General features: G+C 67.2%; 17 protein-coding genes. 9 read left to right on the forward strand and 8 right to left on the reverse strand.

The features are described from left to right. Positions 1-5 precede the first annotated feature (5 nt). Positions 6-1,178: an NAD(P)/FAD-dependent oxidoreductase gene (locus MLGJGCBP_RS10060; protein ID WP_201453014.1), complete on the forward strand. Its 1,173-nt coding sequence runs from the start codon at positions 6-8 to the stop codon at positions 1,176-1,178. A 75-nt stretch (positions 1,179-1,253) separates the two neighbouring features. On the opposite strand, the gene MLGJGCBP_RS10065 is transcribed toward MLGJGCBP_RS10060, so the two are convergent. Next, positions 1,254-2,504 (reverse strand): helix-turn-helix transcriptional regulator, encoded by a 1,251-nt coding sequence (locus tag MLGJGCBP_RS10065; RefSeq protein WP_160095336.1) that lies wholly within the window; start codon positions 2,502-2,504, stop codon positions 1,254-1,256. Positions 2,505-2,695: 191 nt separating this feature from the next. Here MLGJGCBP_RS10065 and hxlB point away from each other — a divergent pair, with 191 nt between their 5' ends. Both hxlB and hxlA read left to right on the forward strand, forming a co-directional pair. Next, positions 2,696-3,277: a 6-phospho-3-hexuloisomerase gene (gene hxlB, locus MLGJGCBP_RS10070; protein WP_072946763.1), complete on the forward strand. Its 582-nt coding sequence runs from the start codon at positions 2,696-2,698 to the stop codon at positions 3,275-3,277. Between the two features lie 46 nt (positions 3,278-3,323). Next, entirely contained in the window at positions 3,324-3,953 is a 630-nt protein-coding gene (hxlA, locus tag MLGJGCBP_RS10075) for a 3-hexulose-6-phosphate synthase (RefSeq protein ID WP_160095213.1), read from the forward strand. Between the two features lie 139 nt (positions 3,954-4,092). Here hxlA and zwf read toward each other — a convergent pair whose 3' ends face one another. Then, on the reverse strand, positions 4,093-5,637 hold the full coding sequence (zwf, locus tag MLGJGCBP_RS10080; protein WP_236581014.1) for a glucose-6-phosphate dehydrogenase: 1,545 nt from the start codon (positions 5,635-5,637) through the stop codon (positions 4,093-4,095). A 47-nt stretch (positions 5,638-5,684) separates the two neighbouring features. Here zwf and gnd point away from each other — a divergent pair, with 47 nt between their 5' ends. Continuing rightward, complete coding sequence (gene gnd / locus MLGJGCBP_RS10085) at positions 5,685-6,740, forward strand: phosphogluconate dehydrogenase (NAD(+)-dependent, decarboxylating) (RefSeq protein ID WP_268960736.1); 1,056 nt, start codon at positions 5,685-5,687, stop codon at positions 6,738-6,740. 3 nt (positions 6,741-6,743) lie between these two features. Next, positions 6,744-8,411 (forward strand): glucose-6-phosphate isomerase, encoded by a 1,668-nt coding sequence (gene pgi, locus MLGJGCBP_RS10090; RefSeq protein ID WP_236581015.1) that lies wholly within the window; start codon positions 6,744-6,746, stop codon positions 8,409-8,411. A 20-nt stretch (positions 8,412-8,431) separates the two neighbouring features. On the opposite strand, the gene MLGJGCBP_RS10095 is transcribed toward pgi, so the two are convergent. The 4 genes from MLGJGCBP_RS10095 to glsA all read right to left on the reverse strand — a co-directional run bounded on the left by MLGJGCBP_RS10095 (position 8,432) and on the right by glsA (position 13,155). Then, entirely contained in the window at positions 8,432-8,839 is a 408-nt protein-coding gene (locus MLGJGCBP_RS10095; RefSeq protein ID WP_160095217.1) for a hypothetical protein, read from the reverse strand. A 68-nt stretch (positions 8,840-8,907) separates the two neighbouring features. After that, the gene (locus MLGJGCBP_RS10100) at positions 8,908-10,338 is read right to left on the reverse strand and encodes an aldehyde dehydrogenase family protein (protein ID WP_160095219.1); all 1,431 of its coding nucleotides are present in this window, start codon (positions 10,336-10,338) and stop codon (positions 8,908-8,910) included. Between the two features lie 89 nt (positions 10,339-10,427). Then, positions 10,428-12,029 (reverse strand): MFS transporter, encoded by a 1,602-nt coding sequence (locus MLGJGCBP_RS10105; protein ID WP_236581016.1) that lies wholly within the window; start codon positions 12,027-12,029, stop codon positions 10,428-10,430. A 91-nt stretch (positions 12,030-12,120) separates the two neighbouring features. Further along, positions 12,121-13,155 (reverse strand): glutaminase A, encoded by a 1,035-nt coding sequence (gene glsA / locus MLGJGCBP_RS10110; protein ID WP_160095221.1) that lies wholly within the window; start codon positions 13,153-13,155, stop codon positions 12,121-12,123. Between the two features lie 108 nt (positions 13,156-13,263). Here glsA and MLGJGCBP_RS10115 point away from each other — a divergent pair, with 108 nt between their 5' ends. After that, the gene (locus MLGJGCBP_RS10115) at positions 13,264-15,486 is read left to right on the forward strand and encodes a thiamine pyrophosphate-dependent enzyme (RefSeq protein WP_160095223.1); all 2,223 of its coding nucleotides are present in this window, start codon (positions 13,264-13,266) and stop codon (positions 15,484-15,486) included. A 38-nt stretch (positions 15,487-15,524) separates the two neighbouring features. On the opposite strand, the gene MLGJGCBP_RS50425 is transcribed toward MLGJGCBP_RS10115, so the two are convergent. Both MLGJGCBP_RS50425 and MLGJGCBP_RS10120 read right to left on the reverse strand, forming a co-directional pair. Further along, complete coding sequence (locus tag MLGJGCBP_RS50425) at positions 15,525-15,692, reverse strand: hypothetical protein (RefSeq protein WP_201453015.1); 168 nt, start codon at positions 15,690-15,692, stop codon at positions 15,525-15,527. Positions 15,693-15,829: 137 nt separating this feature from the next. After that, the gene (locus tag MLGJGCBP_RS10120) at positions 15,830-16,126 is read right to left on the reverse strand and encodes a putative quinol monooxygenase (RefSeq protein ID WP_087556137.1); all 297 of its coding nucleotides are present in this window, start codon (positions 16,124-16,126) and stop codon (positions 15,830-15,832) included. Between the two features lie 177 nt (positions 16,127-16,303). Between MLGJGCBP_RS10120 and MLGJGCBP_RS10125 the strand changes: the two genes are divergently transcribed. The 3 genes from MLGJGCBP_RS10125 to MLGJGCBP_RS10140 all read left to right on the forward strand — a co-directional run bounded on the left by MLGJGCBP_RS10125 (position 16,304) and on the right by MLGJGCBP_RS10140 (position 19,867). After that, complete coding sequence (locus tag MLGJGCBP_RS10125; RefSeq protein WP_087556138.1) at positions 16,304-16,630, forward strand: hypothetical protein; 327 nt, start codon at positions 16,304-16,306, stop codon at positions 16,628-16,630. A 521-nt stretch (positions 16,631-17,151) separates the two neighbouring features. Continuing rightward, positions 17,152-18,261: a ring-opening amidohydrolase gene (locus tag MLGJGCBP_RS10135; RefSeq protein ID WP_160095225.1), complete on the forward strand. Its 1,110-nt coding sequence runs from the start codon at positions 17,152-17,154 to the stop codon at positions 18,259-18,261. Positions 18,262-18,361: 100 nt separating this feature from the next. Further along, entirely contained in the window at positions 18,362-19,867 is a 1,506-nt protein-coding gene (locus MLGJGCBP_RS10140) for an amidase (protein ID WP_442972087.1), read from the forward strand. Positions 19,868-19,876 lie beyond the last annotated feature (9 nt).

The following is a 19,876-nucleotide window of genomic DNA, read 5'->3' on the forward strand; positions in this document are numbered from 1 at the left end:
CCGTCGTGGATTCACGGTGTGCGTGGGACGATGACCCGGTCGTGGCGGCGTGGGAAGGGTTGCCGCGGTTGGAATCACGCGTGACCGCCGATGCGTGCGTCGTCGGGCTCGGCGGTTCCGGTCTCGCCGCTGTCGAGGAACTGACGGCCCGCGGGCTCACGGTCGTCGGCCTCGATTCCGGTCGCGTTGCCTCGGGCGCGGCCGGACGGAACGGCGGATTCCTGCTGGGTGGTCCGGCGGCGTTCCTGCATTCGGCGGTCGCCGAGTGGGGTGCGGCGTCGGTGGACCTGTACCGGGCGACGCTCGCCGAACTCGACCACCTCGCCGACGTCTTGGGTACCGACGTGATCGCGCGAACCGGGTCGATCCGACTGGCCGGACTTCCCGGCGATCCCGTCGACGACGCCGAGGCCGCCGAGCGGGCAGCAGAACTGAGGGATTGCGCCAACCTCGCACAGGCACTGCGGGACAATGACATCCCCGTCGAAACCTACGACGGGGAGCTGGGGCAGGGGATATTCCTGCCCGACGACGCGGCGACGAACCCGTCGCGCCGAGCATTGGGTCTCGCATCGATACTGCGGAATTCGGCTAGCTTGTATGAGAATTCGCCGGTCACCGCACTCGAGCCCGGAGTCGTGCACACCGCGCACGGCACGGTGTGCGCACCGGTGATTCTGGTAGCCGTGGACGGGAGGCTCGAACAGGTACTTCCGGAACTGTCCGGCCGAGTCCGCACCGCGCGACTGCAGATGCTCGGCACCGCACCCGGATTGCCGCCGCGGCTGCCGTGCCCGGTGTACGGGCGGTGGGGATACGACTACGCCCAGCAATCCGCCGACGGCCGACTGCTGGTTGGTGGTGGCCGCGACCTGTTCGCCGACGCGGAGTGGACGTCCGACACGGAGCCGACCCGGCCGGTGCAGTCCCACATCGAGACGGTGGCCGAACGGATGGCCGGGCGGCCGGTGTCGGTGACGCGGCGATGGGCGGCGTCCGTCGGCTTCACTCCCGACGGTCGTCCCGTGTGCTGCGAGGTGCGGCCCGGTGTCTTCGCGATCGGAGGGTACAACGGAACCGGCAACCTGGTGGGTCCCGTCACCGCCCGGGCCGCGGTCGCACTGGCGCTGGACGGAATCGCGCCGCCGAGGTATCTGGTTGCGTCGGTGGCCAACTGAACCCGACGCCTCTGCTACCCACCGGGCTCGCCGCGCTGATCGACACCCTCACCGCGATCTACGCCGATGCGTCGCCTAGTGGCGCGAGACGGTGACCATCGCCGCGTCGGGCGAAATGCCGGCGCGAATTCCGATCGCACCGGCCTCGCCGCGGTTGGTGACGTCGAGTTTCTGCAGCACGCTGGCGACGTGGAACTTGATCGTGCTCTCGCTGATGCCCAGTTCGGAGGCGATGGCCTTGTTGCGTTTGCCGACCGTCAGGTGCGCGAGGACCTCGAGTTCCCGGGGATTGAGGGTGGACAACAGGTGCTCATCCGGGCGCGCGGCCGGGGGATCCAGCGGGATCACGAGCGATACCCGACTGCCCCACCCGGCGATGCTCTCGATGTCGACGCGCCCGCGCAGGGTGTGTAGTCGCCCGGCCAGTTGCCTGGTGAGGGCGCTGCCGTCGATCGCTCCGGAGCCCTGATCGCGGACCTCGAGCAGCACGTTCTCGCCGTCGCAGTCCCACGCGACCCGTAGCCTGGCCAGCACCGGTTGCGCCCCGAACGCCAGGACGATGGTGCGGACCATCGCCCTGGCCGCATGCGCAATCTCGCCCGGAAGCGGTCGCCCGTCTGCCGGGGGCTCGACGTAGTCGATCTCGACCTCGCAATGCCGCAGCAGCGGACGTAGTTCTCCCTGTAGCCGGGCGAACGCGGTGGTCACAGCCTCCTCGGAGAGGGCGCGGTCGGCATCGCCCGCCGACCGCAGCGCGATCAACGCGGCCGACGCCGTCTCACTCGCGGTGATGCGGGAGCGGCGATCGTCGAGGTCGTTCGAGCGCAGTGTCCCCAGGATCGAGGACAGGGTGGCGTCGTGAATTTCGGTGAGTTCGGCGATGGTGCGGGCCCGTTCACTGGACGCGGCGCGGGACTCGGCGAGGTAGTCGGGACTGGCCTGCGCGACCTGTTGACGGATCGAGGTGGCGACGATCCCGAACAGGGCCACGAGCAGGTCCGGGTCGGGCGGTTCCGGTTGCCCCCGCTTGGGCACGACGACCAGCAGGGTGTCGGTGGCATCGCGCACCACCCAGAGCGGACGGCGGGCCCCTCCGAGAATGTGGGCCCCGTCGACAACCGTGCCGAGGTCGGTCGAATTCTTCAGGGCGTCGAGTTCGTCGATGGTGACGCGGTGGACGATCTCCCGGTTCCCGGCGACCTTCCGTGGTCGCCCGGTGCATTCACATGTGAAGATCACCAGCGCCTCGTGCGACCACAGTGAGGTCAGATACCGGGAGAAGCGCGCCGCGATGTCCGGCAGCGGGCCCGCGATCACCGCGCGCATGTCCGCCCACGACTGCGCTTGCTTCCGATCGGTGTCCTCGACGCTTACCACGGCATCCACCGTAGGTCCGATCGGTGTGCGGCGGCACTGGCCATCCGGCCAGCGTGCACTCGTCGAGCGACCGGGTGCCGTCGGGGTGCGGGCTCGGCAATCTTGTCTCCACGACCGGACCCGCTATACCGAGGAGGATCATGACCGTCACCATCGAAGACACGCGAACACGGTTCGACGATGGGCGTCGCATCGTGCTGGACGAGAACGAACGGCTGCTCAATTCCGTTGCCGCCGAACAGTGGGACCGTGCCGGCGCGCTGATCACCTCCGCTCGCGCGGTGTTCGTGATCGGCAACGGACGCAGCGGACTGGCCGTGCAGATGGCGGCGATGCGCCTGATGCACCTCGGCCTGCGCGTCCATGTGGCCGGTGAGGTCACCGCCCCCGCCGTCGGATCGGGCGACGTCCTGATCGCCGTGTCGGGGTCCGGGACCACCGCCTCGGTCATCGGGGCCGCCGACACCGCCCGGAAGGTCGGCGCCTCCGTCGTCGCGGTCACCACCGCCGCCGAGTCGCCGCTCGCGCAGCGGGCCGACGAGATCCTCGTGCTCCCGGCGGCCGACAAGCAGGACCACAGCGCCGCCATCACCGCGCAGTACGCGGGCAGCCTGTTCGAACAGTCCGTCCTCCTCGCCTTCGACGCGCTGTTCCAGGCGCTGTGGTCGCACGCGGACCAGACCGCCGAACGGCTGTGGGAACGCCACGCCAACATCGGCTGAGCCGGCACCACCCCTGAACCCCCAAAGTAAGAAACAGGAGAAATACATGACGAAGCTGCAGGTTGCAGTCGACCTTCTCACCACCGCCGACGCACTGGCACTGACCAACCAGGTCGCCCCGTACGTCGACATCATCGAACTGGGCACCCCGCTGATCAAGAGCGCAGGCCTCAGTGCCATCAGCGCGATCAAGGCAGCGCACCCGGACAAGGAGGTCTTCGCCGACCTCAAGACCGCCGACGCCGGTTTCCTCGAGGCCGACCTCGCGTTCGCTGCCGGTGCCGACCTGGTCACCGTCCTCGGTGCCGCCGGTGACGCCACCATCAAGGGTGCCGTCGAGGCCGGTCAGAAGCACGGCAAGAAGGTTGTCGCCGACCTGATCGGTGTCGAGAACCGTGTCGAGCGGGCCCGCGAGATCGCCAAGCTCGGTGTCGCGTTCGTCGAGATCCACGCCGGTCTCGACGAGCAGGCCCAGCCCGGCTACTCCATCCAGACCCTGCTCGACGACGGCAAGATCGCCGGCGTCCCGTTCTCGGTCGCCGGTGGCGTGAAGATCGACACCATCAAGGCCGTGCGCGATGCAGGTGCGGACGTCGCCGTCGCCGGTGGCGCCATCTACAGCGCCGCCGACCCGGCCGCTGCAGCGAAGGCCCTCAAGGACGCACTCACCAAGTAGCCGTCCGGGACTCGAAACACCCTGAGCAGGATCGCTGCTCAGGGTATTTCGTGTGTCCGGGAACGACAAAGACAGGTGAGTGGCAAAGCGTGCCGGGGCACACTTTGCCACTCACGTGGGGCGCACGGTGCGCTGAAAACTAGAGCGTGCGCCACACCCGGCCGGAGCGGCTCAGGATGTCGTCGGCGGAAGCGGGGCCCGAGGTGCCCGCCGGGTAGGTGTCCGGCCGGCCGTGCGTGGCCCAGTGCTGCAGGAGGGGGTCGATGATTCGCCAGGAGTGCTCGACCTCCGCGCGGCGGGGGAACAGTGTTCCGTCCCCGCGGAGGACGTCACCGATCAGCCGCTCGTACGCCTCCGGCGCCGGGTCGAACACCGACCGGAAGTCCATGCCCAGGCTCACCGGCTGGATCTGCATGCCACCGCCCGGGCGCTTCGCACCGATGTGCAATTCGATCCCGTCGTCGGGTTGGACGCGGAAGACCAGAACGTTCGAGACCCCGGCGGCGCGGGCCGCGGGCGACCCGTGAGCGGGCGGTGTGAACGTGACCGCGATCTCGGTGGTCCTGCGCGCCAGCCGTTTTCCGGTGCGGATGTAGAACGGCACCCCCACCCAGCGGCGGGTGGTGATCCCGACGGTCAGGGCGGCGAAGGTCTCGGTCGCCGAGTCGGCAGGGAACCCGTCCTCCTCCGTCAGACCCGGAACCAGAACGGCGTCGTCGATGCCGGGCCCGTACTGGCCGCGGGCCGACGTCTGATCCAACGGGCCGAGTAGTTCGGTGGCGGACAGAATCTTGACCTTCTCGGCGGCAATGCTGTCGGCGTCGAAGCCGACCGGTTCCTCCATCGCGATCAACGCCAGCAGCTGGAGCAGGTGGTTCTGGATGACGTCGCGGGCGGCGCCGACGCCGTCGTAATAGCCGGCCCGCCCGGTCACCCCGACACTCTCGGCCATCGTGATCTGCACGTGGTCGATGTGCCGGTTGTTCCACAGCGGTTCGAACATCCCGTTCGCGAACCGCAGCGCGAGGATGTTCTGTACCGTTTCCTTGCCCAGATAATGGTCGATGCGGTAGATCGACGACGGCGGAAAATGCTGGGCCAGTACGACCTCGAGCGCCCGGGAGCTCGGCAGGTCGTGACCGAACGGCTTCTCGACCACCACCCGTCGCCACCCACGTGCGGGACGGTTCAGCCCGACCACCGCGAGCTGGCCGCACACGGTGGCGAACGCGGACGGCGGAACCGACAGGTAAAAGACGTAGTTGTCCGGCTTGCCGCGGCGCTGATCGAGGACGGCCAACAGCGAAGCCAGCCGCGTGAATGCGCCCGGATCGTCGAACGACCCCTCGACCAGATGGATCCGCTGCGTCAGGGCCTGCCAGACCACGGGGTCGAACGGGCGCCGCGCGTGCGCGATCACCGACTCCCGCAACACCGGCTCGCTCCGCGAGGTGTCGCGGGCGAATCCGACGAGATCGAACCCGGTGGGTAGCTGACCACAATGAGCGAGATCGTAGATGGCGGGAACCAGTTTCTTGCGGGCCAGATCACCGGTGATGCCGAAGATCACCAACGAAGACAAGTCGGCCACCGGGCCGATGTCACCGATCACCAGTTCCCCGCCGACGAGGCCACCGACCTCGCTCGAGAGCGGGACGCTCTGCTGCACTTCAGACACGGTCACTTCTGCTGCTCTCCGTACATTCGCTCCTCGACAGGCGCATTCAGACAATGCGTCGGGTATCAGTGTCGGAGCGGCGAGCGGCGAAAGCACTTGGCCGGGTGACCAGTAGCGGCTCCCCATCCGGTCAGGTGAACCGGACGTCGCGCGGCACTACACATAGAGCAGGAACTCGACGGATCGACGGCGAAAGTGAAACGGTGACGATGAAACTCGGTTTGGTAGGGCTCGGTCGGATGGGATCGAACATGCGCGAGCGTCTGCGTGAGAAGGGGCACGACGTCCTCGGCTACGATGCGAATCCCGACGTCAGCGACGTCCGCAGCCTCGAGGCGCTCGTCGAGGCCCTTCCCGCACCCCGGGCCGTGTGGGTGATGGTGCCCGCCGGCGCGCCCACCCGCCAGGTGATCGAGCACCTCTCCCGGCTCCTCGCCCGCGGCGACGTGGTCGTCGACGGCGGCAACTCCCGGTTCACCGACGACAAGGTGAACGCAGCCCTGCTCGCCGAATACGACGTCCGCTACGTCGACTGCGGCGTCTCCGGCGGCGTCTGGGGACGTCGGAACGGGTACGCCCTCATGGCTGGTGGTCACGAAGACGACATCACAAGGTTGCTACCGATTTTCGACGCCCTCCGTCCCGAAGGGGACCGTGCGGACTCGTTCGTCCATGCCGGCGGCATCGGCGCCGGGCACTACGCGAAGATGGTGCACAACGGGATCGAATACGGGCTCATGCAGGCGTACGCCGAAGGCTACGAACTCCTCGCGGCCGAAGAATCCATCGCCGACGTCCCGGCGGTGCTGCGGGCCTGGTCGCAGGGCACCGTGGTGCGCTCCTGGCTGTTGGACCTCCTCGTCCAGGCCCTGTCCGAAGACCCGGGGCTGGGCTCGATCTCGGGCTACACCGAGGACTCGGGCGAAGGCCGGTGGACGGTCGAGGAGGCGATCGCCCACGCCGTCCCCGCGCCCGTGATCTCCGCGGCACTGTTCGCCCGGTTCGCGTCCCGCCAGGACGACTCCCCGGCGATGAAGGCGGTCTCCGCGCTGCGCCGGCAGTTCGGTGGGCACGCCGTCCGCAGCGCCGAGCCCGTCGAGGTCGCGTGACCCGTGACAGCGACGTCCGTATCACCGAGCATCACAGCGTTTCTCGAATGGCAGCGCCTGCAGGACCACTACGGTGACATCGCCTCGGTGCATCTGAGGGAGATGTTCGGCGCCGACCCCCGGCGCGGCAGGGATCTGACGGTCACCGCCGGTGATCTCTTCATCGACTACAGCATGAACCGCATCGACCGCGACACGCTGCCGTTGCTCGTCGCCCTGGCCCGTGCCGCCGGCCTCGAGGACCACCGCGACTGCATGCTTCGCGGGAGCCTGGTCAACACCACGGAGAATCGGCCCGCCCTGCACACCGCGTTGCGGCTGCCCGCATCCGCGGAACTGATTGTGGATGGGCGGGACGTCGTCGCCGATGTGCATCGGGTGCTCGACCGGATGGCCACCTTCACCGACCGGGTGCGCAGCGGGCGGTGGCGGGGGGCCACCGGCCGGCGCATCACCACCGTCGTCAACATCGGGATCGGCGGCTCCGACCTCGGGCCGCGGATGGTGTGCCAGGCGCTGCGCCCCTACTCCCACCCCGATCTGTCGGTGCGGTTCGTCTCCAACGTCGATCCGGCCGACCTGCTGGCCACCCTCGACGGCCTCGACCCGGCGACCACCCTGTTCGTCGTCGCGTCGAAGACCTTCACCACCATCGAGACCCTCACCAACGCCACCGCGGCCCGGTCCTGGATCACCGGCGCACTCGGGGAGGACGCGGTCGACCGGCATTTCGTCGCCGTGTCCACCAACGCGGCGAAGGTGGCGGAGTTCGGCATCGACCCGGCCAACATGTTCGAGTTCTGGGACTGGGTCGGTGGCCGCTATTCGATCGGCTCGGCGATCGGCCTGCCGGTGATGCTCGCGATCGGACGAGGTGCGTTCGGCGACTTCCTCGCCGGCATGCACACCGTAGACCGGCATTTCGCGACGGCGCCGCTCGAGTCGAACGCGCCGGTTCTGCTCGCCCTGTTGGGTTTCTGGTATGCGAACTTCCTCGACGCCGAGACCCGGGCGGTCCTGCCCTACGCCAACGACCTCGCAGCCCTGCCCGCGTATTTGCAGCAACTCGCGATGGAATCGAACGGCAAGTCCGTGCAGCTGAACGGGACGCCGACCGACGTCTCCACCGGGGCGATCTGGTGGGGTGAGCCCGGCACCAATGGGCAGCACGCCTTCTGCCAGCTCCTGCACCAGGGCACCCGCCTGGTCCCGGTCGACTTCCTCGGATTCGCCGAACCGGCCGCCGATCTGCCGCTGAGCGACGGTAGCGGCAGCATACACGACGTCCTGGTCAGCAATCTGCTCGCCCAGCGCAGAGTGCTCGCATTCGGCCGTACCCCCGCGGATCTCGCCGCCGACGGGGTCCGCGAAGACCTGATTCCCCACAAGGTGATGGCGGGGAACCGTCCGTCGACCACGATTCTCGCCCCCGAGCTGAGTCCCGGCGTGCTCGGCCAGCTGATCGCGCTCTACGAGCACCAGGTCTTCACCGAAGGTGTGCTGGCGAACATCAATTCGTTCGACCAGTGGGGCGTCGAACTCGGCAAAGATCAAGCCCTGCAACTACACCGGTCGGTCGGTGGGGGCGGGGTCGTCGAGGGAGTGGACAGTTCCACCGAATCGATCGTGCAGTGGTACCGGGCGATCCGCGACGGCTCCCCGCGAACGTGAGCACCGGCGCTCGATAAATATCAGCGCACCATTTCGCTCCGGATGGCGTCCTGGACCTTCCCACGAGTCGCAGCGATGTTGCCTGCCATGTCGGCGAGATCTGTGCCCCGGTTGAACGATTCGGTGTGTTGCGACAGCTCCTCGAGTTGTCGCAACACGTCCGGGCCGGCGACGACCTTCGCCTGGCTGAGCAGGCCGTCCAATTCTTCGGTGCCGATCTCGTCCACTTCGGCAGCGGGATTCGGCGCACCCGAGTGTGCTTGTGCTGCGAGGCGGGCAGTCGCTCTCAGCAGTTCGGCATAGATGGCGAGCCGCAGCTTCATGAGCTGGTCTTTCCGCGCATTCTTGCTGCGCAGGCGTTCCGCGATCCACGGTGAGACGGCCGTGCCGATTATCCCGGCGATGCCCATCCACATGATCGGATTCACGATCCGTCCTTTCAGTGAACCTGGTGTGCCGAATTTGCCTCTGTCGGGCCGAATGCGGAACGCTCCGCTCAGTTCTCGTTGTCGCCGAAGATGGCCTTGATATCGAGGTATTCGGCGAGACCGAATTTGCCGAACTCGCGGCCGTTCCCTGATTGTTTGTAGCCGCCGAAAGGCGCATCGAACGCCAGCGGTGCCCCGTTGAGGTGGACCATTCCGGTCCGCAGTTTCCGGGCGACGTTCCGTGCGCGCTGTGGGTCGCGCGAGGAGACCATGCCGGAGAGCCCGTACGTGGTGTCGTTCGCGATGCGGACTGCGTCGGCCTCGTCCTCGTAGCCGATCAACATCATGACGGGGCCGAAGATCTCCTCCCGTGCGATCGTCATGTCGTTCGTGACGTTCGCAAAGACGGTGGGCCGGACGAAGTATCCGGCGGAGAGTCCGTCCGGGCGGCCGACACCGCCGGCGACGAGTGTGCCGCCCTCGTCGATGCCCGTCTGGATCAGACGCTGAACCTTGTCGAATTGTGCTTGTGACACAAGGGGACCCACGGTCGTTCCCTCGTCGTCCGGAGGCCCGACGACGATCTTCTCGGCAGCCGCCTTCGCGATCGCGCAGGCTTCGTCCATGCGGTCCGACGGGACCAGGATGCGAGAGCCCGCATTACAGGACTGGCCCGCGTTGACGACCACGCCCATCACGTCGCGGGTGATGACCTCGTCGAAGTCCGCGTCGACCAGCACGATGTTCGCCGACTTGCCGCCGAGTTCCTGCGCAACGCGTTTCACGGTCGGTACGGCATTCCGCGCGACGTCGACACCGGCGCGGGTCGATCCGGTGAACGACACCATGTCGACGTCGGGGTGCCTCGACAGGGCGGCTCCGACGGTAGGTCCGTCACCGTGAACAAGGTTGAACACCCCGGCCGGGACACCCGCTTCGTGAAGGATCTCGGCGAAGATGATCGCATTGAGCGGCGCGATCTCGGACGGCTTCAGCACCATCGTGCAGCCGGCCGCCAGCGCGGGTGCGACTTTCGCGGCGATCTGGTTGACGGGCCAATTCCACGGTGTGATGAACGCGCACACGCCGACCGGCTCGTGCACGACCGTCGTGGTGCCGATCTTCTCCTCGAATTCGAACCCGCGGAGCGCATCGAGGGCGGCGGCGAGGTGTGCCATGCCGCACGGTGCCTGGGCGGTCGCGGCGAGCCCCGCCGGTGCGCCCATTTCTTGGGTGATGGTCGTGGCGAGGTCGTTCATTCGCCGCCCGTAGACCTCGATGATCCTGCTCAGCAACTCGATTCGGTCGGCGCGTGTCGTCGACGCGTAACTGTCGAAGGCTGTGCGTGCGGCCGTGACGGCCCGGTCGACGTCCTTCTCGTCGCCCAGCGCAATGGTGGCGATGGCCTTCTCCGTCGCAGGGTTGACGACGTCGAGCGTGTCGGTGCCGATCGGCTCGACCCACTCGCCGTCGATGTAGAACTTCCGGGTGTTCTGCATGGTGCTCCCTCGTTGTCTGCCGTCCGGGTGTGTGCGGCATAGGACAACAATGGCTTCTCGCCGTCCGGACGTCTGTCCGCCGACGGGGCCTACTCCAGGGTGAATGCGTTGTCCTCCGATCGGGGGACAACCCGGTGCAGGGTGGGTCTAGTCCGCTTGAGGGGAGGGGTCGGGGATCTCGTCCCTGCGGTAGTTCGGGAGCCGGCTCGCCGGCACCATGGCGATGGCGCTGAGCCCGGCAGGGTGAGCAGCCCGATCTGGAGGGCGTCGAGGCGGGCGTCGATGTTGATCTGCACGGCGGCGTCGACCTGCACGTCGGAGGCGGTGGTGGCGACGAGGATCTCCTCGAGCCGGTCGTTGCTGATGAAGTTGATGTTGTCCAGGTCGACCTGTGCGACGAGGTCTTCGGGGAGGTCGACGTGACTGGCGACTGCCTGTCCGACACCGATCGACAGCAGCGTCACCAGGAGCGCGCCTGCGAAGGCCGTGCCGACGGCGGAGGCGAGGTTCTGGGTGGTGCCACGTACCGACCCGACGTCGCCCGCGAGTTCCTTCGGGGCGGCTGTGACCAGCACGTTGAAGACGAGGGTGACGAGGGCGCCCTGTCCGATGCCGAAGACGATGAGACCGAGGATGGTCGGGACGGTCTCCCAGTTGTTGGTCACCACGAACGAGAGCCAGATCAAGGCGCCGGTTGTCAGCGCGAAGGAGAAGCGGGCGATGACGCGGGGGCTGAACCGGCCGTAGAAGCGGACGACGAGCATGGCGGTGACGAACACGGTGATGTTGAACGGCATCATCGCAAGCGAGGTGTCGAACGGGGTTCGGCCCAGGACGATTTGAATGTAGAGCGGCACGGTGAAGTTCAGGGCCGCTTCGAGTGCGACGACGACGAACATCGCATACACGGCCGCGCGCTCGGTGGACGCCGACACCACCTCGAGGCTGATCAGGGGGACGCGGCCGCTGTTAGCGCGCCGTCTGGTCCAGACGAAGAACGCCTGTCCCAGGATGATTCCCAGCACGATCAGGACCGGGGCGCCGGAGACGCCGAGCACGCTGAAGGGCGCGGTGGGCGATGCCGTCAGCAGACCCCACGAGTTCAGATTGTTGAAACCCAGCGTCAGCGACATGACGGCGATACCGATGATGAACGCGCCGACGATGTCGATGCTGATGGCGTCGTTGCCGCGATCGGAGCGAAGCGTGAAGCTCAGCAGGAACACCACGACGGCGACGACGATAAGGATGGCGAACACGGGCCGCCAGCCGACGAGAGTTCCCAGTGCACCACCGATCAGGAACGCGGACAGCCCGGAGAAGGCCCTCGCCGATCCGAGTGATCCGATCGCGGTCGCCTGTTGGGCGTCGCGATAGTTCTCGGCGATGAGGGCGACGAGGGCGGGCACGATGATCGCCGCCGCCGCCCCTGCGAGCGCTTGCGCGGCGATCACCCAGCCGATACTCGGTGAGAGAACCATCATCAGTTCCGCGACCGCGAACACGGCGACCATGATGCGGAAGATCAGCACCCAGCCGACTCGTTGTCCCAGCTTCGCGCCGACCATCACCAGCGCCGCGACCACCAGGCCGTAGGTGACGATCGCGGTGCTCACCGTCGTCGGAGGAACACCGAAATCCTCGACCATGCCGCCCAGCGAGACCGGTAGTGCCGCGACGTTGAAGGACATGAGCACCTACGCCAGGGCGAGTCCGATCATCGGACGCCACGACGCCTTCACCTGCTCGCCGGGATCACGCGGGCGGGCGTATCGGGGATCGTCATGCTGACCTGCTTTCACGCGGAGGGTGGGGCCCGGACGCGAAGACGTTCAATCCGAGAGTCCGGGACAGGTAGGCGGTTGCCCGCTGCCCCCGAACGCTGTTGCCCGCGGAATCGAGTCGCGGGGAGAAGGTGGCCAGTCCGGCCTTGCCGGGGGCGATCGTGACGATGCCGCCGGACACACCGCTCTTGCCAGGCACACCGATCTCGAACAGCCATTCCCCGGATCGTTCGTAGAATCCGGTGGCGGCCAGCACCGACAGCGTGTCGCGGCAGATCGACTCGTCGACGACGCGTTCTCCCGTCACCGGGTTGACGCCGCCGTCGGCGAGGGTGGCGCCCATGATTGCGAGGTCCCGGGTGTTCACCCGGAGTGAGCATTGTTTGGTGTACACGTCGACGGCGTCCAGCGGGTCGACGTCCAGGCGGCCGTAGCTTTCCAGAAGCTGGGCGATCCCGCGGTTGCGCAGGTTCGTCGCCGCCTCCGATTCGTAGACGGTGACGTCGAGCGCCAACCGGCGCCCGGCGAAGCGGGAGAGACCGTCCTGGACGAACTCCCACTTCGCGGTGGGGGTGACCCCGGGAACGAGTACGGTCGTGGCGATGGCCCCTGCGTTGACCATGGGATTCATCGGGTGGCCGTCGTTGAGTTCGAGGGCCACGACGGAATTGAACGCCAGGCCGGTGTTGTTCACCCCGATCCGTTCGCCCACCACCTCGTGGCCGATCTCCTGGCAGACGAGCGCGTACGTGAAGGCCTTGGAAATGGACTGGATCGAGAACTCGTGCGACGAGTCGCCGACGGCGTGCACACCCCCGTCGACCTCGGCGACGCAGATCCCGAACAGGTCGGGGTCGACTGCCGCGAGAATCGGGATGTAATCCGCCACGACTCCGCCCGTCGCGGCGGCAGCACGCTCGTACGCGCCGTGCAGTAGCGTCTCGACATCGTCCCACCCGGGCAGGCCCCCGTCGAGACCCGTTCCGGCACCCCGGTCACGTCCAACTCCATGGACCCACCTCCGTGCTGACATTCTGACGCCGAAACACGTTCCTGTCCGGATAAGACCGGACACTGGTCGAGAAGGTGAGTGGAGCACGAGACCCTTGCCCGCCGCCCGGTGTCACAGGATGATCGGGTGATGGCCGAACAGATCGACGACTACTTCACCTCCGTCGTGTCGGCACTGGTGCCCGGTGCCGGTCGCTCGAGTGTTCGTCCGGAGGATCCGATCCGGCCGCCGTCCCCGTTGTCGGTGCAGGGCGCTCTGGACCTCTTCGACGCCCAGCTCGGCAGCAGGCATCTCGATCTGGCGGCCCGGTGGTTGCGGTCGCAGGGTAAGGGTTTCTACACGATCGGCTCCTCCGGGCACGAGGGCAATGCCGCGGTCGCGGCGGCGCTGCGTCCGACCGATCCCGCTCTGCTGCACTATCGTTCCGGCGGATTCTTCCTCGCGCGGGCGCAGCAGGTGGACGGCACCGATCCGCTCCGCGACGTCCTCCTCGGTGTCGTGGCCGCGACGGAGGAGCCGATCTCGGGTGGTCGGCACAAGGTGTTCGGCCGCCACGATCTCGGGATCATTCCCCAGACCTCCACCGTCGCTTCGCATCTGCCGCGCGCGGTCGGTGTCGCCTTCTCGATCGCCCGCGCACACAAGCTCCACCTGCCCTCGCCGTGGCCGGCCGACGCGGTGGCCGTGTGCAGTTTCGGGGATGCGTCGGCAAATCACTCGACCGCGGTCGGCGCGATCAACACTGCCGTCCACTCGGCGTACCAGGGGTTGCCGCTCCCGTTGCTGTTCGTCTGCGAGGACAACGGGATCGGGATCAGCACGAAGACACCGACGGGGTGGATCGCCGCGAATTTCGGTGCGCGGGCCGGTCTGGAGTACTTCGAGGCCGACGGTTCCGACCTGCCGGCGGCGTACGCGACCGCGAAGAGCGCCGCCGGCTGGGTGCGCAGTCACCGCAAGCCGGCGTTCCTGCACCTGCGGACCGTCCGGTTGATGGGTCACGCCGGGTCCGATCTGGAGTCCGCGTACCGGACGTCCGCCGAGATCACCGCCGACTTCGATTGGGACCCGGTGCTGTGCACCGCAAGACTTCTGATCGAAGGCGGACACTTGAGCCCCACCGAGGTCCTCGCACGCTACGAGAACATGCGCGCCGAGGTCCTCGGACTTGCCCGGGAAGTCGCCGAGCTACCTCAACTGGACAGTCTCACGGCGGTGATGAGGCCCCTCACCGACACCGCCGAGCAGGCCGCCGCGGCGGTGCCGGAGCGCGTCGACCCGGCCAAGCGTGCGGAGTTTGTCGGATCCCCGCTGCCGGAGGAGGAAGGCCGGCTGACCCTCGCTCTGTCGATCAACCGTGCCCTGCTCGATGTGCTCGCCCGCTGCCCCGAGGCACTGGTGTTCGGTGAGGACGTGGCCCGCAAGGGCGGGGTGTACGGGGTGACCCGGGGTCTGATGAAGAAGGCCGGGTCGGCGCGCGTATTCGACACCCTGCTCGACGAGCAGGCGATCCTGGGTCTCGCGCTGGGTGCGGGGGTGACTGGGTTGCTGCCGATCCCGGAGATCCAGTACCTGGCGTATCTGCACAATGCGGCCGACCAGATCCGCGGGGAGGGTGCGACGTTGCAGTTCTTCTCCGACCGGCAGTACCGAAACCCGATGGTGGTGCGAATCGCCGGGTACGGGTATCAGAAGGGCTTCGGCGGGCACTTCCACAACGACAACGCCGTCGCCGCACTGCGTGACATCCCCGGTGTGGTGGTGGCGTCGCCGTCCCGCCCTGATGACGCCGCCGCGATGATGCACACCTGTGTGGCGGCGGCCCGGACCGCCGGCTCGGTGTGCGTGTACCTGGAACCGATTGCGCTGTACCATATCCGAGATCTGTACGACGACGGCGACGGGCTGTGGCTGGCACCGTATCCGGACCCCGCGACACAGGTCGAGAGCCACGTGCAGATCGGCTCGGCCCGCACCTACGGCGACGGCACCGACCTGACGATCGTCACCTACGGCAACGGTCTGCGGATGAGCCTGCGGGTCGCGCGGAGGCTCGAGCGGGCGCACATCGCCGCCCGGGTGGTGGACCTGCGCTGGCTCGCACCGCTGCCGGTGCAGGACGTGGTCCGGGAGGCGCACGCCACCGGCCGGGTGCTCGTGGTCGACGAGACCCGCAAGTCCGGTGGTGTGTCCGAGGGTGTGGTCGCCGCGCTGGTCGACGAGGGCTTCACCGGGCCGCTCGCGCGGGTGACGAGCGACGACAGTTTCATCCCACTCGGCGACGCCGCGCTCGAGGTGCTGCTGTCCGAGGACACCATCGAGGCGGCGGCGATAAAACTCGTGAGCCGCTAGTCCGGCATCCCTCGCGCTTCGCCAACCTGACGTCAGTGCTACAAGGACGTCACAGCGTGGACACCTGCTCCCGAGGGGACTTCGTGGAGACGATGGTCGTCCTCGCCGGGTGTGTCCGACCCTCCGGTCAATTCGTCGAGGAGGATGTAACCGCCGTAACCGAGGCCGGCGACGGCGAGGACAGCGGCGTACAGCCGGTCGAGCATCAGTTTCTCCGTATCGTTTTCGGAAACCCCCGAGCCGGGCAAGTATGCCGCGTCGCGGACAGTCTGTGCCCTACCCGATCGGGTAGGTTTACGGGCAGGATTCAACTGACCGTACGATAGGAAACCCGGCGGGCGTCCTACTTGACGGCGATCACGTCGACTGGACGGATGTCGGGGTCCCTGGCGAGCAGATCGGGGCCGACGTTGCCCAGAGCGGCGGGGATCGCTCCGCTCAGGTGCGCCTGCCTGCCCTCCTCGTTCTCGAACGTGTCGAAGATGCCGTACGTGGTGTCGCTGACCTTGAACGCGTACCAGGTGACGGTGCCTTCCTCCGCCGCCGCCAGGGCGCGTCCCTGCTCCAGGAACGCAGCCAGTTCCTCGCCCTTGCCCGGCTTGGCCTCCAGCAGGGCAAGAATTCCTCTGTCGATCGTCACGATGTCTCCTCCTCGTTCGTTCCGACTCACGTACACCCACCTACGACGCTACGAGCGTCGAGCGGCTGACCACCACCCCTCTGACGCAAGTTGCGAGATCGTTCCTGCAGGTGCCCCGCACTGGCGCGGGACGGACTCGGGCGGGACGATCGATGGTGACGAGCGGAGAGGAGCACCGTGAATCGAAACCAGCCGTTCGTGTGCGAGATGGCGTTCCACATCGTCCACTTGCATCGAGCAGGGGAGACGGACAAGGCGCTGAACCTGCGCAAGCAGCCACAGGGCATGACCGTCGACGACGAACAACTCCACCGCGCGGTCGCGCAGCTCTACGGACTGCCCGACCAGTCGAACGAGGCGATGGAGGAGTGGGTTCGCTCCCAATACCTGGCGGACGGTCGTGGCAAGGGCTACCTGTCCGACGACGACGACGCTGCGCCTCTGTGGCTTCTCGCCGGCAAGGCGCACACCTACTACGGCGATCTGAAACCTCAGGCGAGCTGAGGTCCCGCGCTCGGCCATCCGGCGCGGGTCGCGACGAGTGCGGCCAGGCCGTCGACGATCCGGGCCAGGCCGAATTCGAGCGCATTGTCCCGCCCGGACGAGGAGCCGGCGGAGGCGAAGGCCGCTGCCGCCTCGGGGTAACGCTCGGCGGTGTCGGTGAGGATTCCCTCTTCTCCGCGCCAGAGGCTACTTCTTGAACGCCGGCCGATTAACTGAGACCGGCAGCATCTCCCCAGCCGGTCACGTGATCCGTCACGGGTATGTCGGACGTTGATGGAAGCTCCCCCGCACGTGGACGCAATGGCCCGACCTCGTCGGCGCCGGTCACTCCGATCACCGGCAGCGCGACTTCGATGCTGTCGCCAGCGGCACTGGTCAACTCTGCCCAATGTGAGTTCTGGGTTGGGCAAACTTTGCCAATGTCCGAACGTGCTCGCCCTCATAGCGTGGGCTGCGTTGGAGTTCCGATCGCCAAGAGCTGATCTCGACTACCCCGCAAGCCACGTATAGAGGAGATGTCAATGCCCGAAGCAATCGAGGTCCGCAAGGTTCCCCTGCACAGCGTGTCCGACGCCGGCGAGCTGGCCAAGCTCATCGACGACGGTGTGCTCGAAGCGGACCGCGTCATCGCAGTCATCGGCAAGACCGAGGGCAACGGCGGCGTCAACGACTACACGCGCATCATCGCGGATCGGGCTTTCCGTGAGGTCCTCTCCGCCAAGGGCAGCCGCAGCACGGACGAGGTGGCGCAGGTGCCCATCGTCTGGTCCGGCGGTACCGACGGTGTGATCAGCCCGCACGCAACGCTCTTCGCAACTGTGCCTGCAGAGAAGGCGGTGAAGACCGACGAGCCGCGACTGACCGTCGGTGTCGCGATGAGTGAGCAGCTTCTCCCCGAAGACATCGGTCGCACGGCGATGATCACCAAGGTGGCAGCGGCGGTGAAGATGGCGATGGACAACGCCGGTATCACCGACCCCGCCGACGTGCACTACGTGCAGACGAAGACTCCGTTGCTGACGATCCACACCATCCGGGACGCCAAGAGCCGCGGCGAGACGGTGTGGACCGAGCAGACGCACGAGTCGATGGACTTGTCGAACGGTGGCACGGCACTGGGGATTGCCGTCGCCCTCGGTGAGATCGACATGCCCGGCGATGCCGATGTCATGCACAGCCGGGACCTCTACTCGTCGGTCGCATCCTGCTCCTCGGGTGTCGAGTTGGACCGGGCTCAGATCGTGGTGGTGGGCAACGCACGCGGTGTCGGCGGCCGCTACCGGATCGGGCACAGCGTGATGAAGGATCCGCTCGATCAGGACGGCATCTGGTCGGCGATCCGGGATGCGGGACTCGAACTGCCCGAGCGGCCCCACACGAGTGACCTGGACGGCCGGCTCGTCAATGTCTTCCTCAAGTGTGAGGCGAGTCAGGACGGGACGGTGCGCGGCCGCCGCAACGCGATGCTCGACGACTCGGACGTGCACTGGCACCGCCAGATCAAGTCGTGCGTCGGCGGTGTCGCGTCTTCGGTCACCGGTGACCCGGCGGTGTTCGTGTCCGTATCGGCCGCACACCAGGGCCCGGAGGGTGGGGGCCCCGTCGCCGCCATCGTCGACCTCGGCCAGTAGTTCCTGGTCGCACCGTGAACGAGGGTGCGCGGCCGCCACCGCGCCGCTGCGCACCCTCGATCGCCGGCAATCGCATCCGAAACCGTGGAGAGGTTCACAAGTGGCACACGTCATCGATCCCGTCGACGCAGGTGATCCGCCCCGAACTGACGTCGAACCCTTGGGCGGGCCAAGAGGATACGAAGATCTCGTCATGTGTGACGCGCTCACGCTCAGCGGTTTGATCAAGAGCCGCGAGGTGTCGTGCGTCGACGTCATGACCGCCTATCTCGACCACATCGAACGGCACAATCACAGTGTCAACGCCATCGTTGCCCTGCGGGACCGGGACGAGTTGCTGGCCGAAGCGCGCGAGCGGGACCATCAGCTTGCCGACGGGAACTACCTCGGCTGGATGCACGGGTTCCCGCACGCCGTCAAGGATCTCTCCGCGGCCAAGGGAATTCCGTTCACATCCGGATCACCCATCTTCGCCGACCGGATCGCCGATGCGGACGACCTGTTCGTCGCGCGGATCAAGGCGGCGGGTGCCATTGTCATCGGGAAGACGAACACTCCCGAGTTCGGGCTCGGGTCCCAGACGTACAACCCGGTGTACGGCACAACGGCGACACCGTACGACACGTCACGCACCGCAGGTGGAAGCAGTGGCGGCGCCGCCGCGGCCCTGGCACTGCGGATGGTCCCGGTTGCCGACGGCAGTGACTACATGGGGTCACTGCGAAATCCACCAGCCTTCAATAACGTTGTGGGATTTCGCCCGTCATGGGGACGCATCCCGGAGGCAGGCTTCATCGCTCAGGGCGCGGTGGTCGGCCCGATGGGACGGTCGGTGGCAGACGTGGCGCAGCTCTTGTCGACGATGGCCGGGCCCGACGCAGGCGCCCCGCTCGGCATCGACGAGGACCCCGAGGTTTTCACACGAAACCTCGAGCGGGACTTCCACGGAACGCTGATCGCGTGGGTGGGTGACTGGGACGGGTACCTGGCGACGGAACCCGGAGTTCTCGAGCTGTGCGAGTCCTCGTTCGACGCATTCCGGAACATCGGCTGCCGCGTCGACGCGGCGCTCCCCGACTACAAACCCGAAGACATCTGGCAGCTTTTCCTGAGATGGCGCTGGTGGGCGCAGCTCGGCTTGGTCGACCTCTATGACGACCCGCAGACACGCGAGCAGATGAAGCCCGAATTCGTGTGGGAGATGGAGCACGGAATCGCACTGTCCGCGCTCGACGTCACGAAGGCTGCGGCGGCTCGCAACGACTGGCAGGCTGCCCTCACGAAGATGTTCGAAACGTATGACTACATCCTCGCACCCAGCGCCCAGGTGTTCCCGTTCGACAAGTCCACCCACTGGCCCACCGAGATCGACGGCCGGCCAATGGATACGTATCACCGGTGGATGGAGACCGTCGCACCGTGGACGATGACGAGTCTCCCGGTCGCCGCGATGCCGGTCGGTTTCGACGACCGCGGGCTCCCGATGGGAATTCAGATAATCGGACGACACGGCGCCGACCGAGCCGTCCTCCAACTCGCCCACGCGTACGAGCAGAAGACGAAGTGGACGCAGCGCGTGCTTCCGCCGGCACTCCTCCCGAGCTGAGCTGCACCC

It is taken from the genome of Rhodococcus sp. T7, assembly GCF_009872365.1.
Classification (GTDB): Bacteria; Actinomycetota; Actinomycetes; order Mycobacteriales; family Mycobacteriaceae; genus Rhodococcus_F.